Here is a 24,789-nt window from a genome sequence, read left to right as displayed (position 1 = left end):
GGCTTACTTCTTGCCCCGCTTGCCCAGCCGCACCGCATCCAGCACCACGAACAGCGGCGGCCACAGCGCCATGCCCAGCAGCGGCGCCCACCAGTAGCTCCACGGCAGGGTTGGCTCGCCCACGGCCAGATGCACCGCCGAAGACACGATGCGGTCGTTGAGCAGCAGCCCGCCGATGGCCAGCGCCTGTTGCGAGACCGGGAAAAAACGCATGCGCGCGCGGAAGCGCTGCAGGATGAAGGTCATGATCACCAGCCGCAGCGCCTGTTCGCCGAGCAGCCCGCCATACAGCAGATCAGCCAGCACGCCGGCCACGAAGGCCAGGCCCAGCCCAACCCGGTCCGGCTCCTCGATCACCCAATACGCCAGCACCAGCGCCAGCCAGTACGGCCGCAGCGGCTGCACCACCATCGGCAACGGCAGCAGGCCCAGGACCAGCGCAATGAAGATGCTCGCCGGCAGGATCCAGGTGTTGCGCATGCGGGTCATTGGTCCGTCTCCTGCGGAGAAGAACGGGATTGGGGATTGGGGATTGGGGATTGGTTAGAAGCGGCCGCCTGTGCTGGTGCGGCGTTGCCGTTGCCGTTGCCGTTGCCCCTTCCAGCGTCTCCACTCCCTGAAGCCTGTGAGCCCTGCGATGACGCTGCGCGGGAACCGCGGGTCTGGAGTTCAGGGCCGTTCGACCCAGGAGGACTGGCCGGCAGGCTGGCGTGGCCGCTGGATGCTGACGCTGATGCGCGGGCCGACTGGACACCAGGCGCGGCAGGTGTCGACACGGACTGTGTGCGCGGCGCGGGAACAGTGCCGGTGCCCGATGCCGCAGCGGCCGTCGGACGCGCGGTATCAATCATTACGTTGGAAATCCCGCCCACCGGCGTGCGTGGCGTGGCAGCCACCGGCGCGCTGGCGGCTGCCGCGCCGCCGTTGCTGTTGTCGCTATTGGGAATCCCAACTCCCGAATCCCCAATCCCGGCCCCCGGCACCAACCGCAACGGCTTGCCGGCACGCAGCAGCAACACATCCCGGCCGCGATCGAGCTTGGCGGCCGGGGTCAGTTCGCCGACCAGGAAGGCGTGGGTATCGTCGGGATGCAGTTCGGAGACCTTGCCGACCGGGAAGCCGGCCGGGAAGCGGCCGCCCAGCCCCGAGGTGACGATTTCATCGCCCACCTGCACGCCGGCACTGAGCGGGATGTCGCGCAGTTCCAGGCGGTCGCCGCGCCCGTAGACGATCAGCCGCACGCCATTGCGCGCCACGCTGACCGGCACGGCGTGGTCGGGGTCGGTGAGCAGCAACACGGTGGAATGCAGCGGGGTGACTTCGATCACCTGTCCCATCAGGCCGCCGGCATCGATCACCGCCTGGCCCAGCACCACCCCTTCGCGGCTACCGGCGTCCAGCAGCAGGCGTTGGCGCGTCGGATCCAGATCGATGTTCAGGATCGGCGCCAGTTGCACATCCAGACCGCGGCGCTCGGCCACGTTGAGCAGTTCGCGCAGTTGCGCGTTGTCCAGGGCCGCGGTCTGCAACCGGGTCAGGCGCGCATTGGCGACCAATAGCTGATTGCGCAGATCCCGGGTCTCTTCCACCAGTTGCGCATGCGTTGCGGCGTTGTCGCGCACCTGCGAGCCGATGCGCCCCGGCAGCCCGGCCACCGCCCAGATCGGCTGGATCAGCAGATTGGCCTGCATGCGCACCTGGCTCAGCCAGCCACCGCGGCTATCGAGCGCGATCAGCACCACCGCCAGCACCAGATAGACCAGCAGCCGCAGCGTGGAGGTGACTTCGCCCGGACGGGAGGCGACGGGAGGACCGGCGTAGGAGGGCACTGTCAGGGCCGGGAATGGGGAATCGGAAATGGGGAATCGGGAAGCAGTCGGCTGCCTCCGAGACGATTGAGGCGAAAACTCACAGGGGCGGGATCGCGTCGCAACCGCTCAGGGCCGCAGGCGGGGAATGCTTTCATGATTCCCCATTCCCGATTCCCCATTCCCAGCTCCATTACTCCGGCGCGAAGAACTCGTTGCCGTGCATGTCCACCAGCTCCAGCGCACGGCCGCCGCCGCGGGCCACGCAGGTGAGCGGATCGTCGGCCACCTGCACGTGCAGGCCGGTTTCTTCGGAGATCAGGCGGTCCAGGTCGCGCAGCAGCGCGCCGCCACCGGTAAGGACGATACCGCGCTCGGCCACGTCGGCACACAGTTCCGGCGGGGTCTGCTCCAGCGCCAGCTTCACCGCCGAGACGATGCCCGACAGCGGCTCGTGCAGCGCTTCGAGCACTTCGTTAGAGTTGATCTTGATCATCTTCGGCACGCCCTCGGCGAGGTTGCGGCCGGAGATTTCCATCTCCTGCACCTCGTCCTGCGGGTAGGCGCAACCGATCTGCAGCTTGATGCGCTCGGCGGTGGCTTCACCGATCAGCATGCCGTGGTTACGGCGCACGTAATTGGTGATCGACTCATCGAAACGGTCGCCGCCCACACGGACCGATTGCGAGTACACGATGCCGTTGAGCGAGATCACCGCCACTTCGGTGGTGCCGCCGCCGATGTCGATGACCATCGAGCCGCGCGCCTCGGTCACCGGCATGCCGGCGCCGATCGCTGCGGCCATCGGCTCTTCGATCAGATACACATCGCGCGCACCGGCCTCTTCCGCAGATTCCTTGATGGCGCGGCGCTCGACCTGCGTGGAGCCAGCCGGCACGCACACCAGCACGCGCGGGCTGGGGCGCAGGAAGCGCGATTTGTGCACCTTCTTGATGAAGTGCTTCAGCATCGCCTCGGTGTAGGTGAAGTCGGCGATGACGCCGTCCTTCATCGGGCGAATCGTGGTGATGTGGCCGGGGGTACGGCCGAGCATCTGCTTGGCCTCCGCGCCGACGGCAGCGACCGAGCGCGTGCCGCCGATTGCGCGATCCTGCCGCACCGCAACCACCGACGGCTCGTTCAGCACGATGCCCTGTCCGCGCACGTAGATCAGCGTATTGGCCGTGCCCAAATCGATGGACAGGTCGTTGGAGAACATGCCGCGGAGTTTCTTGAACATCGAGGGAGTCGTTCCTGGGTGAGTCGCGTGCCCGCCGCCAGACTGGCGAAAATTTGGGCAGAAAACGAAGTCGGCTAGCCTAGCAATCCCCCCCGGGGTGAGCAAGGAAAAATCGGCGATTTCGCCCCCGTTTTCATGTGGCGGTCACGCCGGCCATGGCATGCGGTTGTGGCCCTGATCGGCCGCAGCCGTTACCCTTTGCGCCGCGGCGCACGCGCCGTCCCGCTGCCATGCCCGGCAATTGGCGGGTTTTCCCAACGCAAAGGCCCGACTCGATGTCCGCACTGATCTGTGGTTCCCTCGCCTACGACACCATCATGGTGTTTCCGGACCAGTTCAAGAACCACATCCTGCCGGACAAGGTGCATATCCTGAATGTGTCGTTCCTGGTGCCGCGCATGCGCCGCGAGTTCGGCGGCTGCGCCGGCAACATCGCCTACAACCTGCATCTGCTCGGTGGCGCGCCGATCCCGATGGGCACCGTCGGCCAGGATTTCGGCCCGTACCGCGAACACTTCGAAACGCTGGGCATCGACCTGTCGCGGGTGAAGATCATCGACGACCTGTTCACCCCGCAGGCGTTCATCACCACCGACCACGACAACAACCAGATCACCGCCTTCCATCCGGGCGCGATGATGCGCAGCTACGAAAACCACGTGAAGGATGTGCCGGGCGTGACCCTGGGCCTGGTCGGCCCGGACGGGCGCGAAGGCATGATCCAGAACGCGGAAGAGTTCGCTGCCGGCGGCATCCCTTTCATCTTCGACCCCGGCCAGGCGATGCCGCTGTTCAACGGCCCGGAGCTGCGCCAGTTCATCGAACAGGCCCAGTACGTAGTGGTCAACGACTACGAGTCGAACCTGTTGCAGGAACGCACCGGCTGGGACGAAAAAGACATCGTCTCGCGCGTGCAGGCCTACATCACCACGCAGGGCCCGAAGGGCGCGCTGGTGCATACGCCGGAAAAGACCTACGACATTCCGCCGGCGCACGAGCGCCGCGTGGTCGACCCGACCGGCTGCGGCGATGCATTCCGCGCCGGGCTGATCTACGGCATCCAGGGCGGCTACGACTGGTTGACCATCGGCCGCATGGGCAACCTGATGGGCGCGCTGAAAGTGGAACACCCGGGCACCCAGAACCAGCGCTTCGACTTCGCCGAGTTCAACGACCAGTTCAAGCAGCAGTTCGGCTACGCGTTGTAGCCGGGAGGTGGGGATTCGGGAGTCGGGAGTCATAAAAGCTGGGTCCTGGCGCCTCGAGGCCACGAGGAACCGCGCGATGGCGCGGTTTTTTCGTTTTGGCCCAGGCGAAAAGGCAGCCGCCCCCAGCCGAGCCGCTTTTGCCAATCCCGAATCCCGAATCCGCATCCCCGGCGTTTGCTGCACCGCGGTTTGAGCCTCGCCCCGGTTTATGCGTCACTGCCGCTCTGGCCCCGGGTAGGGACCGAGGAAGCGCCACGTGTCGGAAGTGACTGTCGCCAACCTCCTGCAGGCCACGGCCGGGCCCTTGTCCGATGCCCAGGCCGAATCGGCGCTGCTGGCGCGGATGCGCCGCTTCCGCCAGATCGAACCGCTGCCGCCGGCGCTGGCGCGCTCGTGGCAGCGCTGCCTGGACGAGTATGGGCTGAGTCCGGATGCCCCCCCGTTGCCGATGGTCCACGACGGCAGCGGGCTGCGCGAGCGCCAGCAGCGGCTCGAGGAAGTGCTGCGCATCGCCAAGGTGGAGATGGAGAACCTCTACGAGCAGATCGCCGGCGGCGGCTATGCCGTGGTGTTCGCCGACGCCGAGGCGACCTTGCTGCACAGCGTGCAGGACCCGGCACTGCTGCGCGAATTCCGCCAGACCGGGTTGTTTTGCGGCGCCAGCTGGGCCGAGCGCTACCAGGGCACCAACGGTATCGGCACCTGCGCGGTGGAGCGCAGCGCGCTAGGCGTGCACCGCGGCGAGCATTACTTGGCCCGGCATCTGCCGCTGTCGTGCAGCGGTGCGCCGATCCTCGACCCGCACGGGCAATTGCTGGCGGTGCTGGATGCGTCCACGCCGGACGCGCGCGACACCAAGCTGGTACAGCGCCACACCAGCGCGTTGGTGCGCATGTCGGCGGCACAGATCGCGCGTTCGTATTTCCTGGAGCAGTACAGGCATGCGTGGATCTTGCGCTTCCACAGCCGCCCGGAGTTCGCCGGCCTGTTGCACGAGGCGCTGATGGCGATCGGCGCCGACGGCTGCGTGCTGGCCGTCAACGAAGCGGCGCTGGAACAGCTCGGCAAGGGCGACCGCAGCCTGCTGGTCGGGCGCGACATCTCGCAGGTGATGCAGCTGGACTTCGACACCGTGGAGCAGCGTGCGCGCAACGCTGCCAGCACGCTGTGGTCGATCCGCTGCGCCTGCCACGGGCGCCGTTTCTTCGCCCTGGCGCAGCCGCCGCGCCGCAACGCGGTTGCTGGCGGCGCGCACGCCACCCCAGCCGACGATGGCGAGGCCGCTTACGCACGCGAGCACGTCGGCTCCGATCCGCGCATGCGCCACAACCTGGACAATGCGCTGAAGCTGGTCGCGCATCGCGTGTCGATCCTGCTGTGCGGCGCCACCGGCACCGGCAAGGAGGAGTTCGCCAAGGCGGTGCACCGCGGCTCGCCATGGGCAGCGCGGCCGTTCGTGGCGGTGAACTGCGCGGCGATTCCCGAGGCGCTGATCGAGAGCGAACTGTTCGGCTACGCGCGCGGCGCGTTCACCGATGCCGCGCGCGAAGGCCGCCACGGCAAGCTGCTGCAGGCCAGCGGTGGCACCTTGTTCCTGGACGAAATCGGCGACATGCCGCTGCCGCTGCAGACGCGGCTGCTGCGCGTGCTCGAAGAACAGAGCGTGACCCCGCTGGGCAGCGACCGGGCAATCCCGCTGGAGCTGCACGTGATCAGCGCCAGCCACCGCGACCTGGCGCAGATGGTGGCCGCCGGCGAATTCCGCGAGGACCTGTACTACCGCCTCAACGGCGTGGTGCTGCATCTGCCGCCGCTACGCGAACGCAGCGACAAGGCCGAACTGATCCGCACCCTGTTGCGCGAGGAAAACAGCGAGCGCAGCGTGCGCATCAGCGAAGATGCGCTGCACAAGCTGCTCAGCTACGCCTGGCCGGGCAACCTGCGCCAATTGCGCAATGTGCTGCGCACGGCGGCCGTGCTGTGCAGTGACGAGGTCATTCGCCTGCCGAATCTGCCGCAGGAGATCGTCGACGCGGGCAGCGCACCTTGCCTGGTCGATGCGCGCGCGGTCGCGGCCGACGATATGCCCGGCCGCGTTGCATTGGATCAGGCCGAACGGCTGGTGCTGCAGCAACAACTCGAACGCCATCGCTGGAATGTCAGCCGCACTGCCGATGCCCTGGGCATCAGCCGTAACACCTTGTACCGCAAGTTGCGCAAGCACGGCCTGGAGACCGGATGAATCGGGAATCGGGAATCGGGAATCGGGAATAGATAAAAGCAGCGCGCTGACGCTCTACGATTCCCGATTCCCGATTTCCCGCGATCAAAGCGCCCAGCGCACGCCGATCAGGTACTGCCGGGGCACCCCCGGTGCGAGAAATCGTGCCGGGCCGGTTTCCACTGGCGCATCCTGCGGGCGTGCGAGTTCGCCGTCGGGAAACACGTCTTCGGCCACGGCGGCATAGGTGGCGTAGCGGCGGTCGAAGACGTTGTCGATCCGGGCGAACAGCGACACCCGCGCGTTGATGGTCCAGCGCGCCTGCAGGTCCGCCAGGGCATAGCCGGCGGTGCCGATGTCGAGACGCTCGGGCGCGGCCTGGCCTTCTTCGGCATTGTCGACCTGGCCATCTTCGTTGCCGCTGGCCACCCGCCCGGAGACCGCACGCACGCCCACGCCCAGCGTCAGCGCATCGCGTTGCCACTCCATCCCGAGCTTGAGGTTGTGCCGCGGTAGCGCGGCGATCCGCAGTCCCGGCCGCAGCGCGATCACACGCTCGCCGGACAGCAATTGGCCGTCGCTGCGGTAAGTGGCATCCAGGTAGCTGTAGCCGGCCGACCACTGCCAATCGCCGCTGCGCAGATGCAGTGCCGCGTCCACGCCCTGATAGCGCGTGCGGCCGACATTGTCGAAGTAACCCAACTGCGTGTCCGGTGCGCGCAAGAACAGAATGTCGTCGCGATTGTCGGCGCGGTAGACCGACAGCGTGGCGTTGCGATCGGCCGACGGCGTCCAGCGCGCGCCCAGTTCGTAGGTGCGCGAGATGATCTGCTCCAGGCGCGGATCGGCCTGCAGACCGGTCGGCAACCGACATGGCTGGGTGGGATCAGCGCAGCCCAATTCGATGGCGGTCGGTGCACGGCTGTTCTGCGCGACCGAGCCGTAGAGCGTCACCGCCGACGCGAGCCGCCGGGTCAGCCCCAGCGACGGGTTGGCTTTGGCATAAACGAAGCGCTCGCGTGGGCGGTCGCCGTCGTCGGCGGTGGAAAGAACGTTGTCCACCACCACATGATTCCAGCGCACCGCGGCGGTGAGATGGGTGGCATCGTCCAGTGCCCAGGTGTCGGCCAGGAACACGCCCAATGTCTGCGTACTGCCGCGCACGCCGGAAAAGAACGTGCGGTCGGTCGCCGGATCTGCAACGACCGAGCGGTCGGGCTGCACCCACCCGTCGCGGGCGAATTGCCGATAACGCACATGGCCGCGATCGAAAGTGGCGCCGGTGGTGAGCGCATGCGCGCCCCATTGCATGCTCAGATTGAGCGCAACGCCCTGCGCGTGCTGACGCATCTGGGTGGTGTTGAGCGCGCCGGTGTGCAGCGTGTCGGCATCGGTGCGGGCGACGTCGCAATCGGCATCCAGTGCGCTGCCATCGGTGGCGTAACCGGAAGCGCACTCTTCGACGAATTCCTCGTAGTCCTGCCCGATGTCGCCATTGACGGTGTCGCGCCGCCCCATCTTCGAATAAGCCAGCGCGTGCAGCGCAGTGTCTGCATCGAAACGATGGTCCAACTGCACGCTCAATAGCGTAGTGCGATTGCGGGTGAGATCGGGCGATGTGTAGACCGAGCGCCGATCGGCGCGATACAAGCCGGGCTCCGGACCTTCGTCGGTGTAGCGTGTATCGGGCAGCAGACCATTGCCGATCAGACGGCTGCGCCCGTGCAGCAGCGACAGGCTCCAGTCGGTCTGCTCGCCTTGCTTACCGACCTTGCCGAACACGGTGCCAAGCCGGCCTTCGGAGGCAGCGCGCCAGCCGTTTTCGTCGAAGCCGGTCAGCGCGACAAAGCCATGCCAGCCGTCGGCGCCGGCAACGCCGTAACTGGCATCCAGCCGCTTGCGCGCGCCGCTGCCGATGCTCGCTTCCCCCTGTAATCCGGGCGCGGTCAGCCCGGAGGCGGTAGACAGCACCACCGCGCCACCCAGCGTGTTCGGCCCGAACAGCGGGTTGGAACCCGGCATCAGCGTCACGGCGCTGATTGCCGCTTCGGGCAGCATGTCCCAGCTGACGATATCGGCGAACGGTTCGTTGAAGCGCACGCCATCCAGATACACCGACACCCCCTGCGAGGCGCCCGGCAGCGCCGACGCACGAAAGCCATGGAAGGTGAGATCGTTCTGGAACGCACTGCCCTGCACGTCGTTACCGTCCACTCCAATAAAGCGGCGCTGCAGCAGATCGCTCAGGTTGTTGCTGCGCCCACGCGACAGTTCGGCATTGCTTGCCGACTGCACCATGTACGGCAATTGCGCCGCATCGATGGTGGTGCCCGGGATCGGCGTGGCGGTCACCTCGATACGGTCCAACCAGGTGACTTGCGGCGCTTCCGCTGCAACGGCCACTGCGCTGCGTGCGAGCAAGGTCATGGCGCATGCGCCTGCCAATCCCCTGCGATGCAGCGTCGCTGTCCTGCATCTGCCTGCTGCCATGTGCGTCTCCTTCAATACACCACGATGGATTTGATGCCGCGTGCCGCACGCAGGTCCGCCAACGCCTGGTTGATGTCGTCCAGCGCCAGCGTGCGCGTGATCAGCGGCGCCAGTTGAATGTCGCCGTGCAGATAGCGTTCGACATAGCCAGGCAACTCGCTGCGGCCTTTGACGCCACCAAAGGCGCTGCCGCGCCACACCCGCCCGGTGACCAATTGAAACGGGCGCGTGCTGATTTCCTGCGTGTCCTCGGCCACGCCCAGGATGACGCTCTCGCCCCACCCCTTGTGGCAGCACTCCAGCGCGGCGCGCATCGCACCGACATCGCCGATGCATTCGAAGCTGTGGTCGGCGCCGCCATCGGTCAGGTCCACGATCACCTGCTGGATCGGCGCACCGTAGTCGCGCGGATCCAGGCAATCGGTGGCGCCCAGCTTGCGTGCCAGTGCGAATTTCGCAGGGTCGATGTCCACCGCGATGATGCGACCGGCCTGGGCCAGCACTGCGCCCTGTATCACCGACAATCCGATGCCGCCCAACCCGAACACCGCCACGCAATCTCCCGGCCGCACATGCGTGCTGTTGAGCACCGCACCGACGCCGGTAGTGACCGTGCAACCGAGCAGGCAGGCCTGCTCCAGCGGCGCATCCGGATGGATGCGTGCGACCGCAATCTCCGGCAACACCGTGTATTCGGAAAACGTGCTGGTGCCCATGTGATGCAGGACCGGCCGCCTGTGCAACGAGAACCGGCTGCTGCCATCGGGCATCAGGCCACGTTCCTGGCTGCTGCGAATCGCCTGGCACAGATTGGTACGGCCGGAACGGCAGAATTTGCACACGCCGCATTCGGGCATGTACAGCGGAATCACGTGATCGCCGGCCCGCACGCTGGTGACGCCGATCCCGACGTCTTCGACAACACCGGCACCCTCCTGCCCCAGGATCGCCGGGAAGCTGCCGGCGTGGCCATGCGCCAACGCATGCGCATCGCCATGGCAAATGCCGGTAGCGACCAGGCGCACCAGCACCTCACCGGGACGCGGTGGCTGCAGGTCTACCTCTTCGATGGTCAACGGCTGGTGCGGACCCCAGGCCACCGCAGCGCGTGTCTTCATCCGGCCTCCCTGACGCGCGTCGGCCTGCCGGCCGCTCAGCGCGCGATGATCACGCCCCACGGCAGCTCGCCGACGGGGATCTGTTTGAGTTCGCGCAAGCTGGCGGTGTCGATCACGCTCACGCTGTTGGAACGCCCGTTGGCAACGTAGAGCTTGTCGCCGGCCGGCGTCAGCGCCGGATTCCACGGACGCTGCCCGACCGGGATCTCGGCCAGGGTGCGTGCGGTCTTGAGATCGATCACGCTGACCGTGCCGGCGCCCCCGTTGGAGGCATACAGCCGCGCGCCATCTCCCGACAGCGCGACGCCGGCGGTGCGCACGCCGGCCGGCAGGCTGGCGCGCCGCTGACGCGTCTGCAGGTCGATCACGTCCACCACATTGGCGGTTTCCTGGGCGATGTACACGCTGTGCCCATCGGGTGCGAACGCCATGCCGCGCGGATGCCCGCTGGTGGCCACCACGCCGCGCGATCGATGCGTGGCCAGCTCGATCATGTCCATGTCGTTGGAGCCTTCATTGCTGGTGAGCAACCACTTGCCATCCGGGGTGTAGGCGCAATGCTCCGGCGCCTGCCCGCGCGTGGCGATCACCTGCTGCACGACAAATTGCGCCGCGTCGATCAGCGTCACCTGATTCTGGCCTTCCACGCATACCGCGAACTGCTTGCCGTCCGGCGACAACGCGATGCCTTCGGCGTTCTCGCCGATGTCCACGCTGCGCAACACCGCATCTTTTTCGGCATCGAGCTCGACCAGCCGGTGATGCTCGGCATCGATCAGATACAGATGCCCCTGTGGGCCGGGCAATAGCTGCTGCAAGCGCTTGCCGAGCTGGCCCTGCGCGCTGAGCGTGCGCACCACGGTATCGGTGTGCGTATCGATTACCGAGACGGTGCCACTGCGTTGATTGGGCACATACGCAAACACCGGCGGCGTTGCCGGCGCCGGTGCTGCAGGGCCCGTCGTCGCGGGTGCGGCGGTGGAGGCCGGCGAGGCAGCGTCGCGCTGGCAGCCGGCCAGCAGCAGCGTGGCCAGCAGCGTTGCCGCAAGCATGCATGGCCAGCGAGCAGGCGCTGGCCTCATTGCGCCTTGCCTGCAGTCTTGTTGATCGAGTGGATGAAGGCGAGCAACTTTTCGGTATCGCCGGGCTTGAGCACCGGCGCGAATGGCGGCATCTGCCCGACGACCTTTTCGTGCCCGACGCGGGTCTTGCCGTGGGTGATCATGGCCGCGGTGCCTTCATTGATCAGCGTACGCAGGGTGTCGTCGTCGCTGCCGTACACCCAGATGTCGTTGGTCAGCGGCGGGCACATGCCACCGCCACCGGTACCGCCATGACAGGCATTACAGCCGGCCGAGAAATAGATCTTCTTGCCTTCGGCGACCAGTTCGGGCGTGACCTTGACCTCGGGTCCCTTGGGAATCGGCACGATCGTGGCAGGTGGTGCGACCGGCGTCGCTGGATCCGGGGCAGGCCCGGCCGCCACATTCGGCATCCCTGCGGCCGCAGGTGCAGGTGCAGACGCTGTGCTGTCGGCGGCTGGCGCAGGCGCCGGTGCGCTGGCGGCCGCCGGGGGCGCTGGCGGCGGCGCATCGGCGGCCGGGGCCGGCGGCGCGTCCTTGCCGCATGCCGCCAACACGACGCTGAACATCAACGCGCACAGCGGTGCGCGGACGGAACGATCGAGATAACGTGTAGTGGACGTGCGCATGAACGAACCTTTTTGATCGGAGGGAACGCCGCGCACTCCGGTGCGCGCGACGGGTGAGGCAATCATTTGGGTGCCGGGCGCCGGGCCTCGGCGAGCAGCGTGGCCAGCGCGGTGTCGCCACGTGCCTGCGCCAAATCCGCAGCGCTCTTGCCGTCGCGGTTGCGCGCAGACGGGTCGGCACCTGCGGCCAGCAGGCGTCGGGCAACCGCTTCGCGCCCGGCCGCGGCAGCCAGCATCAGCGCTGTGACACCGGCCTGATTGGCGTGGTTGACCTCGGCGCCGCGTGCCAGCACAGCCTCCACAATGGCCGGGTCGTCGCGCGCCACCGCAAACATCACCGGGGTGAACCCGGTGGGGTTGGCGCGCCGCACGGTCGCGCCCTTGTCCAGCAGCGCCTGCACCACACCCACGTCGGCATAGGACACCGCAAGATCCAGCGCGCTCCAGCCGTCGCTGGACACGGTGTCCACCGGCGCGCGCTTGGCCAGCAACCTGCCGACACTGTCGGCGTCATTGGTCCAGGCGGCTTTCATCAGTGCGGTCCAGCCGCTGGCGTCGCGCGCCTCGATGCGCGCGCCGGCATCCAGCAGCAGGCCGACCAGGTCCGGCTCCTGGTTGCGGATGGCCTGGTGCAACGGCGGCTCGCCCAGCAGGTTCGCGTGATTGGCATCGGCGCCATGGCGCAGCAGCCATGCCGCACGCACGGCATCGCCCGCGTCCAGTGCATGCGCCAGTTCCTGGTTCGGGTCTGCACCGTCGGCGATGCGCAATTGCAGCTGCGCCAACTCTTGCGACGAGGCCGCCGGACTGGGTGCAGTGGATGCCGGTGTCGGCGTGACATACGGCCCGTGCGACGCCAGATCGCCGGCCACCACGCAGTCGCTACAGCGCACCAGCGGCACGTGATACCTGCGCAGGATCTGGTCGATCTTTGCCGCGCTCTGCTGCAGCGCCGTGTTCAACGCATCGCGCAGGTCTGCATTCTTGCGCGACACCGCCCAGGCCATCGAATACTCCAGCACCGCATCGTCGATGGTGTTCAAGGGCACCATTCCCAGACCGTTGCGCTGTGCGTAATACCCGGCCACCGGGCCCCAGGATTCGGCCGCATCCAGCGTGTTGGCGGCAACCCGTTCGACCAGCTTGCCGGGGTGTTCTTCCGGCGCAGTGGCCGAGTCGTAGAACAGGTATTGCACCTCACCGCTGATGCCATGCTCGTACAGCGCCTGACGCGCAGGCGAGCTCTGGAACACGCCCAGGCGCAGCTTCTTCAGCGCCGGGTCGTCCAGCGAAGCAGGCCGCACATTCAAGCCTTTGCGTGTGACCAATACATAGGTCGAGCGATAGAGCGGGCGCGTGACCACCCCTTGCTCGAAATCGCTGTTGAGATCCATCAGCACATCGCAACGGCCCACGTTGATCGTGCTGCGTGCCAGCCCGCGCTGGTAGTAGGTGCGCCATTCGTATTCCAGGCGCCGGCCCATGGCAGCGGCCACGACCTGGGCAATCTTGTTCTGGAAGCCTTCGCCGGCCTTGTTGGACAACGGCATGTTGCCCGGGTCTGCGCACACGCGCAGCACGTGCGGGTCGGGCGCTGGCGGCGGTGTTGCCGGCGAGTTGGTTGATGCAGGTGCCGCAGCGGGCACCACATCCGAACGAGAAGCGCGAGCCGTCGGTGAAGACGGCTCGCGTGTGCAGCCTGCGGCGACGAGTCCGAGGCTGCACAGCACCAGCACCAGCACCTGCTGCAGGTGCCGGGTGATGCCGCGCACGCCGGCAGCAAGCTGCCGAGGTGCGCGTCCAACGCCTTGCGTGCAGATCATCGTGCCGTCTTCGCTGCGGCATTGGCGGTACCGCCACCTGCGGCCGCAGTGGCGGTCGCAGTGGCAGTCACGGTCTTGCCGGCGCCATCGATACGGAAGCTGTGGACCATGCCGCCGAGCGGGATCTTGTCAAAGCCCGCACCGAATGCCAGCCCTGCCGCACCCAGCGCGCCATACGGATCGGACGGATCCAGGCCCGCAGTGACCGGCAGGCCGATCCACCCGCCGATACCGGAGAACACCGCCACGTACTGATGGCCGTTGGCTTTATAAGCGATGGGGTTACCGATGATGCCGGACGGCAGCTTGGTCTCCCACAGCTTCTTGCCGGTGTCCTTGTCCACCGCGCGGAACCAACCATCCAGCGTGCCGTAGAACACCAGCCCGCCGTCAGTGACCAAGGTGCCGCTCCACACCGGGTACTTCTCCTTGATCTCCCACTTGGACTTGCCTTCCACCACGTCGAACGCCTTGACGATGCCCAGCGCGCCCGGCTCGTTCGGCTTCATCATCACGTTGGCGAACACATACGGCAGGCCCATCATGGTGTTGCCGCGCTCCTGCGGTTCCAGCTCCATGTGCCAGTTATTGGTGCCGCAGAAGAACACCGCCGCATTGGCCGGATCCACCGAGCACGGCTGCTGGTCCTTGCCGCCCATCGCCGACGGAAACGCCTGCACTTTCTTGCCGCGTTCCAGCGGAGAATGCGCAGCCACCTTGACCGGGCGACCGGTCTTCATGTCGATGCGTTCGGCCCAGTTGGCCGGCACGAACTTGTGCGCGCGCAGCAGCGTGCCATCGCGCCGATCGAGCACGTAGGCAAAGCCGTTACGATCGAACTGCACCACCGAGGGGACTTGCTTGCCGTCGATGGTCAGGTCGACCAGGATCGGCTCGTTGATGCCGTCGTAATCCCACTGGTCGAACGGGGTCTTCTGGTAGCCCCACACCGCCTCGCCGGTATCGATCTTGCGGGCGAACAGGGTCATCGACCACTTGTTGTCATGCTCGCCGTTGTTGCACTCCTCCTGCGAGGTCTTGCCGCAACGATACGACGGGCTCCACAGGCCGGGATTGCCGGTGCCGTAGTACACCAGCTTCAACTTCGGGTCGTAGCTGTACCAGCCCCACGCTGCACCGCCGCCGCGCTTCCATTCTTCGTTGGGAAAGGTCTTGACGCCCAGGTCGCCGAGTTGGCCATGCTGCGGATTGGCCTTGTTGAAATCCGGACCCAGGCAGATCGCCTTGTCGGTGCCGGCCGCACCGCAGGACCAGGCCTGCTTGCCATCGGCGAGGTTGTAGGCGGCCACGCGACCGAGCACGCCGAATTCGTTGCCGCTGATGCCGGCCACCACCTTGCCGTCGGCGATGATCGGCGCCATGGTGATGGTTTCGCCCTTGTCCGGGTGGGCGAGTTTTTGCTTCCACACTTCCTTGCCGGTCTTGGCATCGAGTGCGATCACATCGCCGCTGAGGCTGCCGAAGACCAGCTTGCCATCGGCATAGGAGGCGCCCCGGTTGACCGTGTCGCAGCACGCCACCGCCACCGACCGTTCGTCCTGTTGCGGGGTGTATTTCCACAACACCTTGCCGCCGTCGTCCTGCGCCGCCAGATCGATGGCGAAGACGTTGTTCGGATACGCACTGACCATGTACATGATGCTGCCGATCACCAGCGGCTGGCCTTCGTGGCCGCGCGTGGCGTCGGTTTTCATCTCCCACGACATCTTCAGATTCTTGACGTTGTCGCGATTGATCTCGGCCAGCGGGCTATGCCGGGTGAGTGCGAAGTCGCGCCCCACACCGCCCCAGTTGTCCGCATTGCTGGCATTGGCGGTGAACTCGCTATCGGTATCGACCGCGGCGGCAGGTGCAGCGGCGGGCGCAGCGGCAGGTGTTGCAGCCGTTGCCGGCGCCGCAGTTTCGGTCGGTGTGTCTTTCTTGCAGCCAGACAGAACGGCGCTCAGCGCAAGCATAAGCAGCGCAGTGCTGCATACGCTGCGACAGGAAGATTGGTGCATGTGCGTCTACCCCTCTCGTTTGAACAACCAGTCGGTTGAAACATCCCGCAGCGCAGGCGCTGTCACCGCCGTGGCGATGCGGACGTAGGAAACGTCGGGAGAGACCTGAGCAAACGTCATGCCAGCACACTGGTGCGCCGCACCACGTCGAGTCGGCAAGGGTTGGGGGCAATGACGGCGAGCTGGGCACTTGGCGCTGTCACGGTTTTGGCACAGTTTGCGCCGAACGTGCTGTGACACAGTGGTGCAGACGGTCGGGAAAGATGTTTCAGCAATGCCGGGCGTGTGCTGGACCCCGATCGCTGCGCCGCTGGTGCAGCGCGATGCGCTAAGGCAAGCAACACCGCGCGGTGGCGCCACGCATTTCTTCTTCCGCCGGGAGCAGGTGTCCGAAAGGCGGATGCGGATACGGCGAGCCCCCTTTGAGACGCGTCATGGCGTCGGCAGGCAGTTAACCATTCCGATGCCCGATCGGCTGCACGTTACCCGCGTTGCACAGGCACAACGCGCGCCTGGCCCTCCCATTGCGCGAGCAACTGCGTGCAATTGTGCAGGCGCCAGTCGGCGAAACCGGGCCAGGGATCGCCGGGTGTATTGACCAGCACAGTGCACGCACCGACGGCGCGGCCGCAGGCCAGGTCATTGTGATGATCGCCGACCATGACCAGCGCGCTGCCCTGCACCGACCAGCGCTGCGCGAAATAGTGCAGCCCGTCGGGCGCAGGTTTTGGGGCCGCCTCGTCGCGGCCGACGATGTCGTCCCAGGCGAACGCATCGTCCAGACCGATCGCCTGCAACGTGATCTTTGCCAGCTCGCGTGCGTTGCGGGTGAGCATGCCAAGCCGGCAACCGGCAGCATGCAGCGCGCGCACCAGCGCCACTGCGCCCGGCGCGGCGCGTGCGCCTTGGGCAAGCGCACGCTCGTGTTCGAGCAACCAGGCATGCTTGGTCGCCGCTTCGTCGGCCGGCAGCGCGGCCAGGTGGTGCAGGATGTCCGCCTCTGGCGGGATGTCCAGCGCGCGGCGGATCAAGGCGAAATCGTGCGCAGCCTCGGTCAGGGTGCCGTCCATGTCGAAGACCCAATGGCGGTAGTCGGACAACGTGGGAGCGCGCGCGGTGAGTGTCATGCTGTCCATCCGTGCAAAGACAAGAAAGTGATCGATTCGATGCGGCATGCGGCGGTGCGGCCAACTTGCAGGGCGCCATCAGCGACTTCGCCCAACGCGGTCGACATGGCGTCTGCACGCACCGCCAAGCCGGTGCGTGTGGCGCCCGCTCGGCATGTACTTGCGCGGACACTCCAACGCGCGCGCGCCTGCCACCGAACGAATGCGCGCCAGCTTTGCCGACCGCCCCGAGCGCGCAGTGCCGACGCGCTGCAGCGCCATCACACCGGGGTACCGCACAGTCGATCAAGCCCGCTAGTGCTGCACCAGCCCGCACACACATTCGATGTACGCCGGCATGTCATCGCGAGCCGGCCTACTTCCACCCGGGCATCTGCGTGGTGTCCAGGCCGCCGACCTCGAACTCTGCGGTGCGCGTACCGCCGGCCTTGACCGGGAACGTGATGCTGATGCGCTTGGCGTTGCGTACGAGCTTCCACAACGCCTTGTCATCGTCGATGAACATGGCAATGGCTTCGTCGGTGTCCGGGCGGTGCGCCGCCATGGCACGCGGCGCGCCGCCATCGGCCGCCACCTGCACCTTGCAGCCACCGTAGCAATTGAAATCGCCGGCCTTGAGCACGAGGTAGCTGTGGCGCTTCCACTGCGGATGATCGCGAAACACCAGGCTGACCGGCTTGGGCCCGCTGCCATCCACATCCACACGTTGCTTGGCGTCGATCATCGCCGAGCGCTGCGTACCGCCCTTGGCCGGCACCTGCGAGTACTGCCACAGCGCCTGCATGCGGCGCAGCTCGCGCGCCTGCTCGCCCTTGGCCTTGATATCGGCATAGCCCGGTTCGATACGCGTGGCAGCCGCGGTGCCGGCATAACCTTCGATCAAGGCCGCACCATGCGCACGCGCCATGTCCCAGTTCTGCGCTTTCACCGCTTCGTCGTATTGCTTGGCGAGCGCATCGGCCTGGGCTTCCCTGGCCTGCGCCTGCGCGGTGGCCTGCGCCTGACGTTGCGCCTCGCGGTCAGTGCAGGCACTCAAGGCGGCAACGCACAAGGCCGCGCTCAGCAGATACTTCATCGTCGACTCCGAAAGGCATGGAAAACGACAGCCACGATAGCAGCCTGCCCGCGACAGCCGCGATCAAACCGCCGGCGACCGTAGGAGCGCACCTGGGCGCGATGGAGCATTCCCGGTAAAGCCACCTCGCGCCCGGGTGCGCTCCTACGGCAGCGATGGAGGTGGCCGGAGGGCGTCTGCAACGCCCTCCGCTGCCCTTACGGCTGCGCCGGCGGTGCCGCCTTGGCCTTGGCGATCATCTCGGCCACCGATGCGGTGGTGATCGGGTGATAGCTGGGCTTGGCCTTTTCGAAGGCCTGTTCGGCGAACGCGATGCCGTCGGGCGTCTTCAACAATTCGGCGTAGATCGGCAGCACCAGCTTGCGGCGGCCGACGCGTTCGATGAACTCGCCCGCGGCAGCGCGCGCATCGGTGTAGCCGCTGCGAATGGCCAGCGGATACCAGCGCATGGCGATCTCGCCATTCGGCGTGCCGGTGAAGTGGTACGCCTCATCCAGCTGCTTGAGCTGCTCGGGCTTGAGCGTGGCGCCCATGCCGCTGAGGAAGTGCACCCATTCCTGCGTGCCCCACTCGCTGGTGACCTGCTTGTTCGGCAAGGTGCCGCTGCCGCTCCAGGCGATGCGTGCGGTATCCACGATCGAAAAGCTGCGCGAGCGCGCCTTGGCGGCGAAGGCCGGAATGCCAGGCTGCTTCAGCCACGCATCCACTTCGGCTGCGCTGACCGTGTTGGGATGCTTGTCCAGCAGGTTCTTCTTCAGGTAATCGACGAACTGGTCGGTGGTGGCGCTCTGGAAGGCATGATCGTCGAACCAGCCGCGCAGGAACGGGTCGAATACTTCGCGGCCGAAACGCTGCTCCAGGAACTGCAGGAACCACGCGCCCTTGACGTAGGCAACCTGGCTCAAGGCCTCGTCAGGGTCGCGCTGGGCCAGCGGCGGCAACTCCAATACCTGGTCGGCCGGCGGCATGTCTTTGACTTCGGCCAGCAAATCGCCCTGATCGATTTCGCGCTCCATCTCGGCCATCTCGTTGCCGTACAGCGCCTCGGTGATGCGGCCCTGCACGTAGGTGGTGAACCCTTCGTTGAGCCAGATGTCCTTCCAGCTGGCATTGGTCACCAGGTTGCCGGACCAGCTATGCGCCAGTTCGTGCGCGACCAGCGAGACCAGCGACTTGTCGCCGACGATTACGGTAGGCGTGGCGAAGGTCAGGCGCGGATTTTCCATGCCGCCGAACGGAAACGACGGCGGCAGCACCAGCATGTCGTAACGGCCCCAGCGATACGGGCCATACAGTTTTTCGGCGGCACCGATCATCTTTTCGGTGTCTTCGAATTCCTTGGCGGCCTTGTCGGCCATGGCCGGCTCGGCCCACACGCCCGAGCGCGCGGAAATCGGCTTGAACACCACGTCGCCGGCGGCGATCGCCAGCAGGTAGGACGGAATCGGCTCGGGCATCTTGAAGCTGTAATCGCCGTCGCGTGCCGCCTTGGGGTCGTTGTCGGCGCTCATCAGCACCATCACGTCCGGGCGCGAGGTGACATGCGCGCTATAGGTGAAGCGCACGCTCGGGGTGTCCTGCAGCGGCACCCAGCTGCGCGCGTGAATCGCCTGCGATTGGCTGAACATGAAAGGCAGTTGCTTGCCTTCGGTCATCGACGGCTCCAGCCACTGCAGGCCCGAGGCGGTGGGTGCGGTGTGATAGGTGATCACCACCTTGCCCGGCTGATTCGGCGCTTCGATGGTGAGTTTGCTACCGAAGGTCTTGTCGGCCGGTGCCAGGGCGAACTGCAGCGACGACAGGCCGCCCTTGCCATCGTCCGCCTGTACCTGCGCAATGCTCAACTCGCGCGTATCCAGTACCAATTGTTTGGCGGCCTTGTCCTTCCACTCCAGCGTGTAGGTGGCAGTGCCGCCGATCTGCTTGGCATCGAAATCCAGCTTCAGGTCCAGCGCCAGGTCCTTGATGACCACCAGCTGCGGCTGGGCGTAGGAACTTTCGTCGTGGTTGCGGGCGTCTGCTTTCACGGGGGCCTTGGCAGTGGCGGCCGGCGCGGTGGGGGAGGCCGACGGCGTGGAGTCATTGGAACAGCCGGCCAGCGCGATGGACACGGCCAGGGACAGCGACAGGAACGGGAAGCGCATCGACGGCACCGCAGCAAGGAGAATGAGGCATTTTAACGCCCTGCGCCGCAGCCTGCCCGTGCCATCGGTGGCCATGCGCGCGATGGCCTGCCACGCGCTGTCGCAACCGGCTTGCCCAGGTCAGGCCACCGGATGGCCGCGCGGGGCGTCGTGCCCGTCGCGCACCAGACGCCGGCCGCCGGAGAACTTGGCGCGGTACATCGCCGCATCGGCGCGGCGATACAGTTCGGTGGCATCCAGCCCTTGTTCGCACACCGCACTGCCGGCGCTCACATGCAGCGGCGCCTCGTCGGCATCTTCGCGCTCGAGCATCGAGAGCCATTGGTTGAGCTTGAGCGTGGCGTCGTCTTCGCTGGCATGGATGCCGATCAGGAATTCGTCGCCGCCCCAACGCCCGACCCAGTCCTGCGCGCCCAACCAGCCGTACGCCGAGTTCACCAGACGCACCAGCACGCGGTCGCCAGCCAGATGGCCGAAGCGGTCGTTGATCTGCTTGAGGTTGTCCATGTCCAGCACGAACAGCACGAACGGCCAGCCTTCGCGCTGGGAGGCGATCACCGAATCGCGCATCGCCTGTTCGCAGCCGCGCCGGTTCAGCGCTTCTGTCAACGGGTCGAACAAGGCGTGTTTCTTGAGATCGCGCATGCCGGCATCGATGCCGCGCAGGCTGCGGTTGATGCCGCGCAACAGGCGGCCCAATTCATCGTCACCCTGTTCGGGAAGCGTAGGCAGGCGTTGATCGGCGTAATACGAATCCAGCGCATCGGCAGCGATGCGCAGCGGCGCCAGCAGCCGGTACAGCGCGACCAAGGTTAGCGCCGTGCCGGCCAGGGTGGCCAGCAATGCCACGATCACCACCGACCACAGCGGGCGCCCGTCCAGTTCGCTCTGCGCTGCCAACCAGGCGATCAACAACAGCAACGGCAGATGGATGCCCAGGAAGGTCACCGCCAGCAGTTTGGCGCTGAAGGAGCGGGGAAACACGCGCGAGAGCCCGGCGTACAAGCGCATCCAACACTCCGGCAAAAGAGCGTTTAGTGTCGCCGAGAGCGTGTGGAGCCAACGCGACGGAAGTCTCAGAACTTCGCTGGTGTATCCATGTGCGACACCGCTTCCACGCCACGCGCGATCCCGTGCACGCGGCGGGCGAGCGCCAGCGCACGCTACGCGCGCCGACGCCAACCAGGCTGAAACGACCTGCTTAGATCTTGTAGCCGGAGTGGATGGCCACGATACCGCCGGTCAGGTTCTTGAAGTGGCAACGCGCAAACCCGGCCTCGCCCATCATGCCCTTGAGCGATTCCTGCGGCGGATGCTTGCGGATGCTTTCGGCCAGGTACTGGTAGCTATCGGCATCGCGCGCGAACAACTGGCCCAGCTTGGGCAGGATCTTGAACGAGTGGAAGTCGTAGATCGGCTTGAACCACTCGGCGGTGACTTCGGAAAATTCCAGCACGCGCGCCTGGCCGCCGACCTTCAGTACGCGGTACATCTCGCGCAAGGCGGCGTCCTTGTCGGTGACGTTGCGCAGGCCGAAGGAAATGGTCACCAGGTCGAAACTCTGGTCCGGGAACGGCAGCGCTTCGGCATTGCATTGCACGTAGTCGAAACCGGACACCAGCCCGCGGTTGGTCAGCCGGTCGCGGCCCACCGACAGCATGCCGGCATTGATGTCGCCCAGCACCACCGCACCTTCATTGCCCACGCGCTCCTTGAGCAGCACGGCGATGTCGCCGGTACCGCCGGCCAGGTCCAGCACGCGGTCGCCTGGCTTCACCTGCGCGGTCGCCACGAAGTAGCGTTTCCATGCGCGGTGCACGCCCAGGCTCATCAGATCGTTCATCAGGTCGTAGTTACGCGCGACCGAGGTGAACACTTCGCCGACCAGCTTCTGCTTGTCCTTGGCAGCGACATCGCGAAAGCCGAAATGGGTGGTACCGGAGGTATAGGGGGATTCGCTCATGGCTGGATTATCGCACTGCTGACGCCGCCATGACCGCAACCGGACCACAATCGCGTTTTCACCTGCGACCGGCCCTGCGAGCACTCAGTGCGCGACAAGTACGTCCAGCGCGACTGGCAGCCCCACGAGCGGCCCACCCTGCCGGGGTCGGCCTCCACCCCCCTGCACCCTATCCGGCGGCGTATTCAGTACGGCCTGGTGGGCGTGGTGGTGGCGCTCACCGGAGGACTGAGCAACGCCCTGGTCACTGCCAACCTCACCTACCTGCAAGGCACGCTGGGCGCCTATGCCACCGAAATGGCGTGGCTGCCGGCCGCCTATGTGATGACCAACATGTCGGCGAACCTGCTGCTGGTGAAGTTTCGCCAGCAGTTCGGGTTGCGCCGGTTCACCGAAATCTTCCTGGCGCTGTACGCGCTCATCGCCTTCGCGCACCTGTTCGTGCACAGCCTGAGCTCGGCGATCACCGTGCGTGCCGCGCATGGGCTGGTGGGCGCGGCGCTCAGCTCGCTGGGTCTGTATTACGTGATCCAGGCGTTCCCGAGCAAATATCGGCTCAAGGCCGTGGTGCTGGGCCTGGGCATGACCCAGCTGGCGTTGCCGCTGGCGCGGGTGTTTTCCACCGACCTGCTGGAATTTGGCGAGTGGCAAGGCCTGTACCTGTTCGAGTGCGGGCTGGCGGTGTTCGCGCTGGCCTGCGTGCTGGCGCTCAAGTTACCGCCAAGCGACCGGTATCGCGTGTTCGAGCCGCTGGATTTCCTCACCTTCAGCCTGTTCGCCGCCGGCGCCGCCGGCCTGGCCGCGGTGCTCTCGCTCGGGCGCCTGCTGTGGTGGACCAGCACGCCGTGGCTGGGCGTGGTGCTGGCCGCGTCCATCGTGCTGCTGTGCACGGCGGCCTGGATCGAACACAACCGCCGTAATCCGATGATCAACACGCGCTGGCTGGCCAGTGCGGACATGTTGCGGCTGGGGCTGGCGATCCTGTTGATCCGCCTGGTGCTGTCGGAACAAAGCACCGGCGCCATCGGCTTCTTCCAGACGCTGGGCCTGGCCAACACGCAACTGCAGACCCTGTTTGCGCTGATGCTGCTGGGCGCGGTGGTCGGCGTGGCGGCCAGCGCGTGGCTGATCAACCCGGCGCGGGTTGCCGAACATCTGATCATCGCGGTGGCGGCCATCTGTGTGGGCTGCTTCATGGATGCCGATGCCACCAGCCTCACCCGCCCCGAACAGATGTATGTGAGCCAGTTCCTGCTCGCCTTCGGCAGCACGTTCTTCATCGGCCCGGCGATGGTGGCCGGCATCGGCCGGGTGATCGCGCAGCCGGGCAACCTGATCAGTTTCATCGTGCTGTTCGGCATGGCGCAGAACATGGGCGGCCTGCTCGGCAGCGCCCTGCTCGGCACCGTGCAGGTGGTGCGCGAGAAATACCATTCCAGCCAATTGGTGGAACATCTGGCGCTGACCGACCCGCAGGTGGCCGCGCGCGTACAGGCCTATGCAAGCCTGTATGGCCGCAGCATCGGCGACCCGGCACTGCGTCAGGCCCAAGGCGTGCGCACGCTGGGCACGGTCGCCACGCGCGAGGCCAATGTGCTGGCGTACAACGACGTGTTCCTGTTGATCGGCTGCATCGCCATCGCCACCGGCGTGTGGATCCTGTCCGTGCTGCTGTGGCGCCGCTATCTGCGCCCCTCGGTATCGCCCCCTCCTCCTCCTGCTCCCACTGCGCGCCCATGAAGACACCAGCAGATTCCTCCCCGCCTGCCGACCGGCAACGTCGTCGGCGTCGTCGTCTGGCCGGGGTCATCGGCTTCGGCGGGCTTGCCCTGATCGGCGTGGCGCTGGTGCTGTATGCCTGGCGCCTGCCGCCGTTCGTCAGTGCGATCGAACGCACCGAAAATGCGATGGTGCACGGTCAGATCACGGTGATTGCGCCGCAGGTGAGCGGCTATGTCACGCAGGTACCGGTGCAGGACTTTGCGCACGTCAAGCGCGGCCAGTTGCTGGCACGCATCGACGATCGCATCTATGCCCAGCAACTCGAACAGGCCAAGGCGCAAGTGCAGACCGCCCAGGCCAACCTCGCCAACTGGGATCAACAACGCCACAGCGCCGAAGCCACGATCGCCGAGCAACGCGCGGCGCTGAGCAGCAACCAGGCACAACGCGAGCGCACCCATTCGGCCTATGCACGGACGCAGCAGCTGGCCAGCCAGCAACTGGTCTCCGAGCAGGACCGCGACACCGCATTTGCCGCGCGCGCGCAAGCCGATGCCGGCGTGGCGCAGGCACGTGCCGCAGTGCAGGCTGCCGAAGAAAACGCCCGCAGCGTGACCGTCAACCGCGCCGCGTTGGAAGCCGCGCTCGCCAATGCACAGGCCACCGTGCAGCTGGCACAGATCAACCTGGACAACACGCGCATCCTGGCCCCGCGCGACGGCCAGCTCGGCCAGCTTGGCGTGCGCCAGGGCGCCTACGTCACCAACGGCACGCAGCTGATGTCGCTGGTGCCGGACACGCTGTGGATCGTGGCCAATTTCAAGGAAACCCAGATGGCCAGGATCCGCATCGGCCAGCGCGCCAGCTTCACCGTGGATGCGCTGGACAACGCGCGCCTGCATGGCCGCGTACAGGACATTTCGCCGGCTGCCGGCTCCGAATTCAGCGTGCTGCCGGCCGATAACGCCACCGGCAACTTCGTCAAGATTGCCCAACGCATTCCGCTGCGCATCAGCGTCGATCCGGACCAGCCGTTGGCGCCGCGGCTGCGGCCGGGCATGTCGGTGGTGGTGGCCGTCGATACCGACAGCGCAGTCGACTAGGCACAAACCGGTATC

At 66.4% G+C, this 24,789-nt stretch carries 18 protein-coding genes; 4 read left to right on the top strand and 14 right to left on the bottom strand.

The window, feature by feature from the left end; genetic code table 11:
- Positions 1–3: 3 nt before the first annotated feature.
- The 3 genes from mreD to HLH45_RS08150 form a co-directional block, all read right to left on the bottom strand.
- A complete protein-coding gene (gene mreD, locus HLH45_RS08160; RefSeq protein WP_005911183.1) occupies positions 4–489 on the bottom strand; it encodes a rod shape-determining protein MreD in 486 nt (161 codons plus the stop codon).
- The gene (gene mreC, locus HLH45_RS08155) at positions 486–1,829 is read right to left on the bottom strand and encodes a rod shape-determining protein MreC (protein WP_008573356.1); all 1,344 of its coding nucleotides are present in this window, start codon (positions 1,827–1,829) and stop codon (positions 486–488) included. The genes mreD and mreC overlap by 4 nt, the downstream gene beginning before the upstream one ends.
- Before the next feature lie 172 nt (positions 1,830–2,001).
- Complete coding sequence (locus HLH45_RS08150) at positions 2,002–3,048, bottom strand: rod shape-determining protein (protein ID WP_003482734.1); 1,047 nt, start codon at positions 3,046–3,048, stop codon at positions 2,002–2,004.
- A gap of 275 nt (positions 3,049–3,323) precedes the next feature.
- On the opposite strand from HLH45_RS08150, the gene HLH45_RS08145 reads away from it, so the two are divergent.
- Positions 3,324–4,256 (top strand): carbohydrate kinase family protein, encoded by a 933-nt coding sequence (locus tag HLH45_RS08145; protein WP_008573357.1) that lies wholly within the window; start codon positions 3,324–3,326, stop codon positions 4,254–4,256.
- 256 nt (positions 4,257–4,512) lie between these two features.
- Positions 4,513–6,498 (top strand): sigma-54-dependent Fis family transcriptional regulator, encoded by a 1,986-nt coding sequence (locus HLH45_RS08140; RefSeq protein ID WP_008573358.1) that lies wholly within the window; start codon positions 4,513–4,515, stop codon positions 6,496–6,498.
- Positions 6,499–6,582: 84 nt separating this feature from the next.
- Here the strand turns inward: HLH45_RS08140 and HLH45_RS08135 are convergent, their stop codons facing one another.
- The 11 genes from HLH45_RS08135 to ubiE form a co-directional block, all read right to left on the bottom strand.
- Complete coding sequence (locus HLH45_RS08135) at positions 6,583–8,967, bottom strand: TonB-dependent receptor (RefSeq protein ID WP_033478735.1); 2,385 nt, start codon at positions 8,965–8,967, stop codon at positions 6,583–6,585.
- An 11-nt stretch (positions 8,968–8,978) separates the two neighbouring features.
- The gene (locus tag HLH45_RS08130) at positions 8,979–10,085 is read right to left on the bottom strand and encodes an S-(hydroxymethyl)glutathione dehydrogenase/class III alcohol dehydrogenase (protein WP_008573360.1); all 1,107 of its coding nucleotides are present in this window, start codon (positions 10,083–10,085) and stop codon (positions 8,979–8,981) included.
- A gap of 35 nt (positions 10,086–10,120) precedes the next feature.
- On the bottom strand, positions 10,121–11,167 hold the full coding sequence (locus tag HLH45_RS08125) for a beta-propeller fold lactonase family protein (protein ID WP_033478736.1): 1,047 nt from the start codon (positions 11,165–11,167) through the stop codon (positions 10,121–10,123).
- A complete protein-coding gene (locus HLH45_RS08120; protein ID WP_031420966.1) occupies positions 11,164–11,832 on the bottom strand; it encodes a c-type cytochrome in 669 nt (222 codons plus the stop codon). Before HLH45_RS08120 ends, HLH45_RS08125 begins: the two co-directional genes overlap by 4 nt.
- A gap of 26 nt (positions 11,833–11,858) precedes the next feature.
- The gene (locus HLH45_RS08115) at positions 11,859–13,619 is read right to left on the bottom strand and encodes a quinoprotein dehydrogenase-associated putative ABC transporter substrate-binding protein (protein WP_033479303.1); all 1,761 of its coding nucleotides are present in this window, start codon (positions 13,617–13,619) and stop codon (positions 11,859–11,861) included.
- Positions 13,616–15,640, bottom strand: a complete 2,025-nt coding sequence (locus HLH45_RS08110) for a methanol/ethanol family PQQ-dependent dehydrogenase (protein WP_074053240.1) — start codon at positions 15,638–15,640, stop codon at positions 13,616–13,618. The genes HLH45_RS08115 and HLH45_RS08110 overlap by 4 nt, the downstream gene beginning before the upstream one ends.
- A 482-nt stretch (positions 15,641–16,122) precedes the next feature.
- Positions 16,123–16,776, bottom strand: coding sequence for an HAD family hydrolase (locus HLH45_RS08105; RefSeq protein WP_008577294.1), 654 nt, complete (start codon positions 16,774–16,776; stop codon positions 16,123–16,125).
- A 346-nt stretch (positions 16,777–17,122) separates the two neighbouring features.
- The gene (locus tag HLH45_RS08100) at positions 17,123–17,842 is read right to left on the bottom strand and encodes a hypothetical protein (RefSeq protein WP_008577295.1); all 720 of its coding nucleotides are present in this window, start codon (positions 17,840–17,842) and stop codon (positions 17,123–17,125) included.
- 197 nt (positions 17,843–18,039) lie between these two features.
- Positions 18,040–19,986 (bottom strand): M1 family metallopeptidase, encoded by a 1,947-nt coding sequence (locus HLH45_RS08095; RefSeq protein WP_014089316.1) that lies wholly within the window; start codon positions 19,984–19,986, stop codon positions 18,040–18,042.
- 120 nt (positions 19,987–20,106) lie between these two features.
- Positions 20,107–20,997 (bottom strand): GGDEF domain-containing protein, encoded by an 891-nt coding sequence (locus HLH45_RS08090; RefSeq protein ID WP_008577298.1) that lies wholly within the window; start codon positions 20,995–20,997, stop codon positions 20,107–20,109.
- A gap of 190 nt (positions 20,998–21,187) precedes the next feature.
- Entirely contained in the window at positions 21,188–21,949 is a 762-nt protein-coding gene (gene ubiE / locus HLH45_RS08085) for a bifunctional demethylmenaquinone methyltransferase/2-methoxy-6-polyprenyl-1,4-benzoquinol methylase UbiE (RefSeq protein WP_008577300.1), read from the bottom strand.
- Positions 21,950–22,036: 87 nt separating this feature from the next.
- On the opposite strand from ubiE, the gene HLH45_RS08080 reads away from it, so the two are divergent.
- Both HLH45_RS08080 and HLH45_RS08075 read left to right on the top strand, forming a co-directional pair.
- On the top strand, positions 22,037–23,689 hold the full coding sequence (locus HLH45_RS08080; protein WP_008577302.1) for an MFS transporter: 1,653 nt from the start codon (positions 22,037–22,039) through the stop codon (positions 23,687–23,689).
- On the top strand, positions 23,686–24,774 hold the full coding sequence (locus HLH45_RS08075) for an HlyD family secretion protein (RefSeq protein WP_008577304.1): 1,089 nt from the start codon (positions 23,686–23,688) through the stop codon (positions 24,772–24,774). Before HLH45_RS08080 ends, HLH45_RS08075 begins: the two co-directional genes overlap by 4 nt.
- The last annotated feature ends 15 nt before the right edge of the window (positions 24,775–24,789 follow it).

This window comes from Xanthomonas euvesicatoria (genome assembly GCF_013112235.1).
In the GTDB taxonomy this organism is placed as follows: Bacteria; Pseudomonadota; Gammaproteobacteria; order Xanthomonadales; family Xanthomonadaceae; genus Xanthomonas; species Xanthomonas euvesicatoria.
Note: the sequence above shows the minus strand (reverse complement) of the source record. Positions and strands in the feature narration are given on the sequence as shown.

Bases quoted from the DNA above. Each gene is read 5' to 3' on its own strand.
- mreD (WP_005911183.1), bottom strand. From the start codon at position 489: ATGACCCGCATGCGCAACACCTGGATCCTGCCGGCGAGCATCTTCATT.
- HLH45_RS08150 (WP_003482734.1), bottom strand. From the start codon at position 3,048: ATGTTCAAGAAACTCCGCGGCATGTTCTCCAACGACCTGTCCATCGAT.
- HLH45_RS08145 (WP_008573357.1), top strand. From the start codon at position 3,324: ATGTCCGCACTGATCTGTGGTTCCCTCGCCTACGACACCATCATGGTG.
- HLH45_RS08135 (WP_033478735.1), bottom strand. From the start codon at position 8,967: ATGGCAGCAGGCAGATGCAGGACAGCGACGCTGCATCGCAGGGGATTG.
- HLH45_RS08130 (WP_008573360.1), bottom strand. From the start codon at position 10,085: ATGAAGACACGCGCTGCGGTGGCCTGGGGTCCGCACCAGCCGTTGACC.
- HLH45_RS08125 (WP_033478736.1), bottom strand. From the start codon at position 11,167: ATGAGGCCAGCGCCTGCTCGCTGGCCATGCATGCTTGCGGCAACGCTG.
- HLH45_RS08115 (WP_033479303.1), bottom strand. From the start codon at position 13,619: ATGATCTGCACGCAAGGCGTTGGACGCGCACCTCGGCAGCTTGCTGCC.
- HLH45_RS08110 (WP_074053240.1), bottom strand. From the start codon at position 15,640: ATGCACCAATCTTCCTGTCGCAGCGTATGCAGCACTGCGCTGCTTATG.
- HLH45_RS08105 (WP_008577294.1), bottom strand. From the start codon at position 16,776: ATGGACAGCATGACACTCACCGCGCGCGCTCCCACGTTGTCCGACTAC.
- HLH45_RS08100 (WP_008577295.1), bottom strand. From the start codon at position 17,842: ATGAAGTATCTGCTGAGCGCGGCCTTGTGCGTTGCCGCCTTGAGTGCC.
- HLH45_RS08095 (WP_014089316.1), bottom strand. From the start codon at position 19,986: ATGCGCTTCCCGTTCCTGTCGCTGTCCCTGGCCGTGTCCATCGCGCTG.
- HLH45_RS08090 (WP_008577298.1), bottom strand. From the start codon at position 20,997: ATGCGCTTGTACGCCGGGCTCTCGCGCGTGTTTCCCCGCTCCTTCAGC.
- ubiE (WP_008577300.1), bottom strand. From the start codon at position 21,949: ATGAGCGAATCCCCCTATACCTCCGGTACCACCCATTTCGGCTTTCGC.
- HLH45_RS08075 (WP_008577304.1), top strand. From the start codon at position 23,686: ATGAAGACACCAGCAGATTCCTCCCCGCCTGCCGACCGGCAACGTCGT.